Below are 10473 nucleotides of genomic sequence, written 5' to 3' on the forward strand. Positions count from 1 at the left end.
CGTCGGGGCGGCAGCTCCCGGGGCCGCGGGCGAGGACGCTCCGGGCGGGGTCGGGGCACCGCCGCGCGGCTTGGGGGCCGACGCGCCCGGCGCCGACGGCGCGGAAGCGCCAGGGGCCTTAGGAGCGGATGCACCCGGAGCCTGGGGAGCCGCAGCCCCAGGGGCCTTCGGCGCAGCCGCACCTGGTGCCTTAGGCGCGGCGGAGCCGGGTGCCTTCGGTGCGGCCGATCCGAGTGCCTGCGGCGCCGCCGAGCCCGGCGCCTTCGGGGCGGAGCTGCCAGGCGCCTTCGGGGCCGCGGCCCCGGGAGCCTTCGGAGCGGAGGCGCCTGGCGCCTGAGGGGTTGAAGCCCCGGGCGCCTTGGGCGCCGCGTTTCCCGGTGCCTGCGGCGGCTGGGGCGGGGTCGTGCCCGGCCGTGCGGCGCCCGGGGGCGTGGGCGCGGCGGAACCCGGTGCTTTGGGGGCGGCGGGCCGCGACTTGTCGGAGTCGCCGCGGCCGGCGGCGGGGCTCGCCCCGGGCCGGGCCGCGCCCGGGGGTGTCGGCGCGCCCGCCTCGTCGCGCCGCTCGTCCTCCCCTGGCCGCGGATCCGCCATCGCATCCCCCTTGACTCTCGTCGGACATCGAAACTGAAAAGCTCGGCCGCCCGGTTCGGCGGCCGAGCCTAGCGGTCATTGTTTCACCCGGTGACGGGGCTACCGAATCCTCCCCGGCCGGGGCAGAGACGCGGATCACGGCGGCAGGGAAGAGTACTGCGGCGCGGCTGGCCCGGGCCGCCGGGCGGGTGGATCCGTGGGTGCGCGGCGGTGAACCTAAATGGTGTTGTCCTGGGCGGGACGCGGTCCTTGGTCGTCGTCTTATGATCGTCCCCATGACCGATAGCGAGCTGAAGAACTCAAGCATTCGCCTCACGCAGTTCGCGCACGGCGGCGGCTGCGCGTGCAAGATTCCCCCCGGCGAGCTCGAGAGCGCCGTCGACGGTCTCGTGAAGCCCCAGGGGCCGAACGTCATCGTCGGCCTCGACGACGGGGACGACGCTGCCGCGGTGCGCATCAACGACCACCAGGCGGTCATCTCGACGGCGGACTTCTTCACCCCGGTCGTCGACGACGCCTACGACTGGGGGCGCATCGCCGCGGCGAACGCTCTTTCCGACGTGTACGCCATGGGCGGCGAGCCCGTCACCGTCATCAACCTCGTGGGCTGGCCGCGCAACGACCTGCCGCTCGAGCTCCTCACCGAGGTGCTGCGCGGCGGTATGACCGTCGCGGAGGAGGCGGGCGCGCCGGTGACCGGCGGGCACTCGATTGACTCGCCGGAGCCGATGTACGGCATGGCCGCCACCGGGCTCGCCGACCCGGAGCGCATCATGCGCAACGACGCCGCCGAGGCGGGCCTGCCGCTCACGCTGACCAAGCCGCTGGGCGTGGGCGTGCTCAACAACCGCCACAAGCAGACCGGGGAGGTCTCTGAAGTGGCGATCGAGTCGATGACCGCGCTCAACCGGGACGCGTCGCGCTCCGCGCTCGCGGCGGGCGCGAAGGCCGCGACGGACGTCACCGGCTTCGGGCTGCTCGGCCACCTGCACAAGATGATGCGGGCCTCCGGGGTGTCGGCGGTCATCGACCACGCGAAGGTCCCCTACCTCGACGGCGCCCGCGAGGCGCTCGCCGACGGGTTCATCCCCGGCGGCTCGAGGCGCAACCTCGACTGGGTGCGCCCGCATCTCGCCGGCGGGGACGAACTCGGCGAGGAGGAGCTCATCCTGCTCGCCGACGCGCAGACCTCCGGGGGGCTGCTCGTCGTCGGCGAGGTGCCCGGCTATCCCGTCATCGGGGAGACCCGCCCCGCCTCGGACGAGACCACCATCGAGATCCGCTAGGGCCCCCGGCCCCTGTGAAGTCCCCGGGCTCTTAAGACCCGGGCCGGCCTAGCGGGCGGTGGTCACCGAGTCGCCGACCTCGCCCTTGGAGCGGCGCTCCTCGAGGCGGCGCTTCTGCGGCTCGACGGTGTAGCGCGGGTTCTTCGCCGACTCGAGGCCCGCGTGCAGCACCGCGAACCGGGTGAGCGCGGAGCCCGCGACCAGCGCCGCGCCCGAGGCCGCCTGCAGCAGCCGGGAACGCCGCGACACGAGCGCCCCGATGCCGCCGGCAACGACGAGGCGCTCCGACCACTTGAGCCATTTGCCGGGCTTGCCGTGGTGCAGCGGCTCCTGCGCGACCGGGTCCATTCCCTTTTCCAGGGCGCGCATCGCCGCGACGTCGCCGGCGGCGCCCGCCGCGGCAAGCAGCCTAGCGGGCCTCGCCGCGTCGTTCGGGGTGGTGATCATCGCCGCGCCGCCCGCGGCGAGCGAGGCCGAGGAGACGAACACGAACGGCAGGTGGTCCTTCGCGGCGTTCCACGTCGGCACCGACGTGTCGGAGAGCAGCACCGCCGTGTATACCGCGAGCGGCGCTCCCAGCGCTGCCGCGCCCAGGCCCGCGACGGGGGTCGCGGCGTGCAAGAGCCGCCGCGCGAACCGCGGGATGGGCAGGCGCCTCCCGGTGAGCTCGTCGACCTCGCCGGCGGCGGCGAGCCCCGCCGCGGACGCGAAACCGCTTAAGATCCACGCGCCCACCGACATCGGGGAGCTCAGCTTGAAGACCCGCAGCATATTAAGGAACCGCTCCGGGCGGCCCAGGTCCATGATGAGGGCCACCGAGCCCGCGCCGGCCGCGCCGATCGCCGTGAGCCTCGTCGAGGCCCGCAGGCGATCGTTGCCGGTGAGCTGCGCGCCCGCGCCGAGCAGCGAGGAGCCCCCGGCGATCCCGCCGAGCACGAGATAGACGGCGATCGGGTTCTCCCACGGCGGGGCCTTGACGACCTGCCGGCCGTAGTACGAGGAGAACTCGGGCTCCGGCACGACCGAGCCGGGCCCTCCGACGCGGCCCCGGCGCTTCTTTTTCTTCCCGCCGCGCCGGCGCTTCATGCTCGGCGGGCGGACCTCGTCGAAGCTCTCTGCCATCTACTTCCTCCCCCCGGCGAGAAACGCGGCGGCCGCCGCGCCGAGCATGCCCAGCGCCGCGACACCCGCGCGCTTCGCCATGCGCGGCAGGTCCGCGGTCGGCACGCGCGGGTCAGGCGGCAGGCCGTAGACCTCCGGCTCATCGAGGAGCAGGAAGATCGAGCCGGTGCCGCCGACCCCGTCCTCGGAGTTCGCGCCGTAGAGCCTCGCCTCGGTCATGCCCTGGGCGTGGAGCTCCCTAACCCTCGCCTTCGCCGCGGCGAGGAGCTCGTCGCGCTCGCCGAACTTGATCGACGTCGTCGGGCACGCCTTCGCGCACGCGGGGGTCTCCCCGTCCTTGAGGCGGTCGTAGCACAGCGTGCACTTCTGGGCGATGCCGATGTTGGTGCGCGGCGCGGCCCGCCCGACGGTGAAGTCGGACTTCTCCTCCGGCTTCGTGCCCCGGCCGAAGAACTTCGCTCCTAGGTAGTTGAGCGCGCCCGGGATGCCGCCGGTGTGCTCGTCGGCGATCGGCGAGCCAAGCCCCGAGTCCTGGGGGCTCACCCGGTTGTTGGCGACCTCGTCGCGACGCGGCAGCACGTCGCCGGCGGTGGTCTCGGCGTGGTCGTCGCGCTTCTGGATGCCGCCGTCGGTGCGGCGCTCGATGACGCCGAACGGGCAACCGGCCACGCACGTGCCGCAGCCGTTGCACACGTCGTCCTGCACGACGACGGTGCCGTGCTCGGTGCGGAAGAGCGCGCCGGTCGGGCACACGTCCAAGCACCCGGCGTGGGTGCAGTGCTTGCACACGTCCGAGGCCATGAGCCAGCGGAAGTCCGGGGTGTCCGGGTGAGCGGTGGTCGAGGTGTTGAAGCCCGCGGCCGCGGCGCCCGGCATGCCCGCGCCCTCTTCGGAACCCGCGGCAATACCCGACTGGTTGCCCGGCCGGTCGTGCACACCGCTGCCCGGGGCGGGCTCCTCGCCGAGGCGGTTGTCGCTCACACTCGGGTCGATGCCCTCGCCCGCGGTGCTCCCGCCGCCGCAGCCGCACGAGCCGCCGCCGCACGCGCAGCCCCCGCCAGAGGAGGGCTCGGCCTCGGTCTCCTCGCCGGGGCCGACCGTCGGCATCCCGAGGTTCGCGAGCCTGCGGCCCGACTCGCGGGCCTTGTCGATGCGCTCCTTGGACTGCTCGACGAACGCGACGTGGCGCCACGTGTCCGCGCCGAGGGAGCCGGTGTTGTCGAACGACGAGCCGAGCAGCTCGTAGTCGCCGTCGACGGGGTTGCGGTTCCACTCCTTGCAGGCGACCTCGCAGGCCTTGCAGCCGATGCAGATCGACGTGTCGGTGAAGAAGCCCTTCCGCGGTTGGCGGTTCTCCCCGTAGCCGCTGCCCGCGCGCTCGAGAAGCCAGTTGGTCACTTCCTACCTCCCTCGTCGCCGTCGTGACTGTCGTCGTCGCGCCGCTCGTTCTCGTCGCGGCTCCGGCCCTTCTTGTCGTCGCGCTTCTTGTCGCGCGCGGCCGGGTCGCCGTCCTCGGTCTCGTCGGGCCCGTCCGGGTCGACGCCCTCGGCGGAGCGCTCGACGTCGGCGCCCGGGTCGGCGCCGCCGTGCTCCCCGTGGAGCTCCCCCGCGCTGCCCGGGCCGGGCGGCGGGGTGCTCTCCGGGTAGGAGAGCAGCTGGTTGCCCGTCTCCGTGGTGAGGCCTGCGCGGCGCTGGTAGTCGAGCACCATCTTGTCGCGCTCCGGGCCGCGGGGGCGCCTGCCGGGCAGCACCTCGCAGGAGGCGACCTTCGACTCCTGGATCTGGACGTTCGGGTCGAGCGCCAGGCCGAGCAGGTCGTTCGCGGAGTCGCCGCGCACGACCGCCTCGTTGCCCTGCCCCCAGTGGTACGGCAGGCCGATCTGGTGGAAGCGCTTCCCGTTGATCGTCAGGGGCCTGAACCGGTTGGTGACCAACACGCGGGCCTCGATGACGGCGCGCGGCGAGATGATCGTCGCGTACTCGCCGTTTTCCAAGCCCCGGTCCTCGGCGAGCTCCGGGGAGACCTCGACGAACATCTCCGGCTGCAGCTCCGAGAGGTAGGGCACATACCTGCTCATGCCGCCGGCGGTGTGGTGCTCGGTGAGCCGGTAGGTCGTCATGACCACCGGGTAGACCTCCGCGCCCGGCTCGCCGGCACTCGCCGCGGAGAGGTTGTCCTCGCGGCGGAACACCCGCCTGGTCGGCGACTTCTGCTGCCGGTAGACGGGGTTCTCCACCGGGGACTCCTGGGCCTCGTAGTGGGTGGGCAGCGGCCCGTCGACCACCCCCTCGGGCGCGAAGAGCCAGCCCTTGCCGTCCGGCTGCATGATGAACGCGTCCGTGCCGGAGAGCGCCTTCGGGCCCACCGCGCCCTTCTCGGGCCTGGTGTGCGGGTCGAGGGTCTTCGGGAAGTCGGGCACGTCGGGGCCGACCCACTCGCCCCTTTCCTCGTCCCACCAGATGAGCTTCTTGCGCTCGCTCCAGGGCTTGCCGTCCGGGTCGGCGGAGGCGCGGTTGTAGAGGATGCGGCGGTTCGCGGGCCACACCCAGCCCCACTTCGATGCCATCGAGTCCTGCTTCGTGCCGGGCACGCGGTCGTCGGCGTGGTTGACGTTGTCGGCGAACACGCCGGCGTAGATCCAGCAGCCCGACGACGTCGACCCGTCGTCCTTCAGCTCGTTGAAGTTGCTCACGAGCTGGCCGGCCTTCTCCCCCTCGAGGTGGTAGCCGTTGATCTCGCGGAGCACCATCTCGGGGTCCGGCTCGTCGCCGGTCTTCTCCGAGGTGTAGTCCCACGACATCATCTGCAGCGGCAGGTCGCGCGGGTCGGTGGAGTCGGCGACGCGCTCGCGGATCTTCTCGCCTAAGTGGTAGAAGAACTCGAGCTCCGCCTCGGCCTCGCCGGGGGCCTCGATGGCCTGGTGGCGCCACTGCACCATGCGCTGCGTCTGGGTGAACGTGCCGGCCTTCTCCACGTGGGTGGCCGCCGGCAGGAAGAACACCTCGGTGTCGATGTCCTCCGGGGCGATCTCCCCGTCGAGGATCTCCGGGGAGTCCTTCCAGAACGTCGCGGTCTCGATGAGCTGGAAGTCGCGCACGACGAGCCACTTCAGGTGGCGCATCGCGTCGCGCTGCATCCGCCCGTGCGCGGAGCCCACCACCGGGTTCTGCCCGAAGACGAAGTAGCCGTCGACCTCGTCGCGCATCATCGCCATCTGCGTCTGGTACGTGCCCAGCGGCCCGTCGAGCCTGGGCAGCCACTGGTAGCCGAACTCGTTGTCCTTCGTGGCGTTCTTCCCGAAGTAGCTCTTCAGCAGGCTCACGGCGTAGTTGTTGCCGTTGGCCCAGAAGCCCTTCTTGTTCGGATCGCCCAGCGAGGGGATGAAGTCCGAGAGGTGCTCCATGCCCGCCTTCGGCATGGGGATGTACCCGGGCAGGAGGTGGAAGAGCGTCGGGATGTCCGTGGAGCCCTGGATCGAGGCGTGGCCGCGCAGCGCCATGATCCCGCCGCCGGGCCGGCCGATGTTGCCGAGCAGCAGCTGCAGGATCGTCGAGGTGCGGATGAACTGCGCGCCGAGCGTGTGCTGGGTCCAGCCCACCGCGTAGGCGAAGCACGTCGTGCGCTCCCGGCCCGAGTTCCTCGTCACCGCGTCGGCGAGGTAGTAGAAGTCCTCCTTCGGGATGCCGCAGACCTGCTCGACGAGCTCCGGGGTGTAGCGCTGGTAGTGGCGCTTGAGCACCTGGAACACGCACCTCGGGTGGGTGAGCGTCTCGTCGGTCTCGTTGGTCCAGTTCCCGGCCACGCCCTCGACGCCGCTAGCCTGCGGGTCGTCTGCCATGCCCGGCAGGTCGGAGGAATCGCCGCAGCACGGCTTCGTCGCGTACTGCCACGTCGCCGTGTCGTACTCGCCGGTCTCCGGGTTGTAGCCGGAGAACAGCCCGTCGAGATCCTCGGTGTCCTCGAAGTCCTCGCGCACCAGGGTTGCGGCGTTGGTGTAGGCCACGACGTAGTCCCGGAAGTACAGCTCGTTGTCGATGATGTACTTGATCAGCGCGCCGAGCAGCACGACGTCCGAGCCCGCGCGGATCGGCAGGTGTTTATCCGCGACCGCCGAGGTGCGGCTAAACCGCGGGTCGACGTGGATGACGCGCGCGCCGCGCGCCTTCGCCTCCGCGACCCACTGGAAGCCGACCGGGTGGGCCTCGGCCATGTTCGAACCCTGAATGACGATGCAGTCAGAGTTCGCCATATCCTGCAGCGGCTGGGTGGCGCCGCCGCGGCCAAACGAGGTTCCCAGACCGGGAACCGTGGCGGAGTGTCATATGCGCGCCTGGTTCTCGATCTGCACCGCGCCCGCCGCGGTGAAGAGCTTCTTAATGAGGAAGTTCTCCTCGTTGTCGAGGGTCGCGCCGCCGAGCCCCGCGATACCCATCGTGCGCGCGACGCGCTCGCCGGCGTCGTTGTACTCCTGCCAGTGCTTGCGGCGCGCCTCGACGAAGCGGTCGGCGATCATGTCGGTCGCCTCGTCGAGCGAGAGACGCTCCCACTCGGTGGCGCGCGGGCGTCGGTAGAGCACCTCGGTGACGCGGGTCGAGGAGTTGACGAGCTGCTCGGAGGCCGAGCCCTTCGGGCACAGCCGGCCCCGCGAGATCGGCGAGTCCGGGTCGCCCTCGATCTGGACGACCTTGCCGTCCTTGACGTAGACCCGCTGGCCGCAGCCCACCGCGCAGAACGGGCACACGCTTTTCACCACGCGGTCGGCGGTCTGGGTGCGCGGGGTGAGCCCCTTCGACTTGGCCGACTGGGTGTTGTCGGCCCGGCCGAACGGGTCCCTGCCGCGCAGCTGCCTGATGACCGGCCAGTTGAGGAAGCTCTTCGTCGTCATTATGTGGTCAGTCTATCGCCGAGCCTCGGGGCCACAAACCGAAACGGGGCGCCTCTTTTTTTCGGCCGCGCCGTCGCGCCCGCCGCCCGACGGCGGCGCACGGACACCCTTAGTTAAGGTGTAACGGTCCCTGCCCGGGCGCGCGAGCGAAACCCCCCCGGGCACAGGATTTCTGACAAAAGTGCAGCACCTACCGCACTACTCAGCAACGTAAGGAGGACCCCACGTTGTCCAGCTCGACACCTGCCGAGGGGGAGCCCTCGGACCGGCCGCCCGGAAGCGGCGCCACGACCGACGAGCCCGCCCCCGGGCAGCCCGCCGCGGCCGACGAGGTTACGGAGCCGAAGGAGCCGAAGCACTCCGCGGTGAACTGGCCCGTCTTCGGGATCTCCGCGGCGCTCATTGTCGCGTTCGTGCTCTGGGCGTGGCTTTTGCCCGACCAGGCCGCCGACGTCATCTTCGCCGCCCAGGACTGGGTCTCGACGAACCTGGGCTGGTACTACGTCGCCACCGCCGGCATCGTCGTCGTCTTCGTGCTCATCGTCGCGCTCACCCGCCGCGGCCGCACGAAGCTCGGCCCCGACCACTCCAAGCCCAGGTTCAACCTCTTTACCTGGGCGGCGATGCTGTTCGCCGCGGGCATCGGCGTCGATTTGATGTTCTTCTCCATCGCCGGGCCGGCGACGAACATCCTCACCCCGCCCGACGTGCCCGGCCTCACCGAGGAGGCCGCCCGCATGGCGCCGGTGTGGACGATGTTCCACTACGGCATCCCCGGCTGGGCGATGTACGCCCTCATGGGGCTCGCCTTCGGGCTTTTCGCCTACCGCTACCACATGCCGCTGTCCATCCGCTCCGCGCTCGCGCCGATCTTCGGGCGCCGCATCGAGGGCTCCATCGGCCACGGCGTGGAGATCGCCGCCGTCATCGGCACGATCTTCGGCATCGCGACCTCGCTGGGCATCGGCGTGGTGTTCATCAACTTCGGGCTCCAGGCGCTCTTCGACGTGCCCACCGGCACCGCCGTGCAGGTCGCGCTCATCGCCGTGGCCGTCGCCGTGACCATCGCCTCGACCGTCACGGGCGTCGACAAGGGCATCCGCCGCCTCTCCGAGCTCAACGTCATCCTCGCGCTCGTGCTGCTCGTGTGGGTCGCGGTCACCGGCCGGTTGTCCGCGTTCCTCACCGCGCTCGTGCAGAACATCGGCGACTTCTTCGCCCGCCTGCCCGACATGCTCTTCGAGACGTTCGCCTACAACGCCGGCTCGCCCGCGCTGCCCGCCCAGGACTGGATGGCCGACTGGACGCTGTTCTTCTGGGCCTGGTGGATCGCCTGGGCGCCCTTCGTCGGGCTCTTCCTCGCGCGCATCTCCAGGGGCCGCACGCTGCGCCAGTTCATCGGCGGCGTGTTGCTCATCCCCTTCGGCTTCATCGTTCTGTGGGTGTCGATCTTCGGCAACGCCACCGTCGCGAGCCTCCAGGACGGCTCGATCGACTTCCTCGTCACCGCCACCGAGGAGCCCGAGTCCGGGTTCTTCCTCCTGCTCCAGCAGTACCCGGGCGCGGTCTTCACCATGGCGCTCGCGGTACTGAGCGGCCTGCTGTTCTACGTCACGTCCGCCGACTCCGGGTCGCTGGTCATGGCGAACATGACCTCCAAGGCGACGATGCGCGACTCCGACGGCCCGCCGTGGCTGCGCATCGTGTGGGCCGTCGTCACCGGCGCGCTCACCCTGGTGATGCTCTTCATCAACGGCGTGGAGACCCTCCAGTCGGCGACGCTTCTTATCGGGCTGCCGTTCTCCGTGGTGATCTACCTGCTCATGATCAGCGTGTGGCGGGCGCTCAACACCGAGGGCTTCTCCCAGGACGCGCGCGAACGCTCCCTGGCGGGGGCGATCTCCGCGCGGCTGCGCGGCACCGGCGAGCAGGGCTCGTGGCGCCAGCGGCTGCGCCAGCGCGCCTCCCTGCCCACCGCGGAGCAGGCCGCCAAGCAGCTCACCGACGTCGCCGCTCCCGCCTTAGAGGCCGTCGCCGGGGAGCTGCGCGCCATCGGCCACGACGTCACAGTCGAACGCGGCACCGAGTCCGAGCACGGGCTGCCGTACTGCAACCTCACGGTCGACTTCGGCGACCAGGACCAGTTCAAGTACGAGGCCTACCCGGTTGCCTACCCCGTCCCGAGCTTCGCCGCGAGCCCCACCACGGGCCGCGAGACGTACTTCAAGCTCGAGGTCTTCTCCCAGACCGGCTCTCGGGGCCACAACCTCATGGGCTACAGCCAGGAACAGACCATCGCCGACGTCGTCGACGCCTACGACGCGCACCTCACCTACCTCGGCGAGACCGCCGAGCACGGCGCGCCGACCGGCACCGTCGACCCGGCCGTGCCCACCCAGTGGGAGGACGAGGCCTAGAAGGCCCGGGCCGGGGCGGGCCGCGCGCCCGCGCCCCGGCCCCTGGGGTTCCTCCCCTAAGCTTTCCCTCTGCGCCCGCCGGCCCCGCCGGCGGGCGCATTCTCGTGTCGGGGCCTTTACCGCGCGGCCCCGCACTGTCCCGCTCGGCCCCGCCGGGCGCCCGCAGCCGCG

Annotated in this window: 4 protein-coding genes and 1 pseudogene; 2 read left to right on the forward strand and 3 right to left on the reverse strand. The window is 71.4% G+C overall.

The genetic code is table 11. The features are described 5' to 3' along the window. The first annotated feature begins 866 nt into the window (after nt 1-866). Entirely contained in the window at nt 867-1877 is a 1011-nt protein-coding gene (gene selD / locus HMPREF9719_RS05010; protein WP_038075393.1) for a selenide, water dikinase SelD, read from the forward strand. Between the two features lie 48 nt (nt 1878-1925). Here the strand turns inward: selD and nrfD are convergent, their stop codons facing one another. The 3 genes and pseudogenes from nrfD to fdh form a co-directional block, all read right to left on the reverse strand. Continuing rightward, nucleotides 1926-2999: an NrfD/PsrC family molybdoenzyme membrane anchor subunit gene (nrfD, locus tag HMPREF9719_RS05015; RefSeq protein WP_004600892.1), complete on the reverse strand. Its 1074-nt coding sequence runs from the start codon at nt 2997-2999 to the stop codon at nt 1926-1928. Further along, on the reverse strand, nt 3000-4397 hold the full coding sequence (locus HMPREF9719_RS05020; protein ID WP_004600893.1) for a 4Fe-4S dicluster domain-containing protein: 1398 nt from the start codon (nt 4395-4397) through the stop codon (nt 3000-3002). A 254-nt stretch (nt 4398-4651) separates the two neighbouring features. Further along, nucleotides 4652-7885, reverse strand: a pseudogene (gene fdh, locus HMPREF9719_RS05025) (formate dehydrogenase); the annotation flags it as partial. Between the two features lie 227 nt (nt 7886-8112). Here fdh and betT point away from each other — a divergent pair. Next, the gene (betT, locus tag HMPREF9719_RS05035) at nt 8113-10302 is read left to right on the forward strand and encodes a choline BCCT transporter BetT (RefSeq protein WP_004600896.1); all 2190 of its coding nucleotides are present in this window, start codon (nt 8113-8115) and stop codon (nt 10300-10302) included. The last annotated feature ends 171 nt before the right edge of the window (nt 10303-10473 follow it).

The sequence above is a fragment of the Corynebacterium otitidis ATCC 51513 genome (assembly GCF_000296405.1).
Lineage (GTDB): Bacteria > Actinomycetota > Actinomycetes > Mycobacteriales > Mycobacteriaceae > Corynebacterium > Corynebacterium otitidis.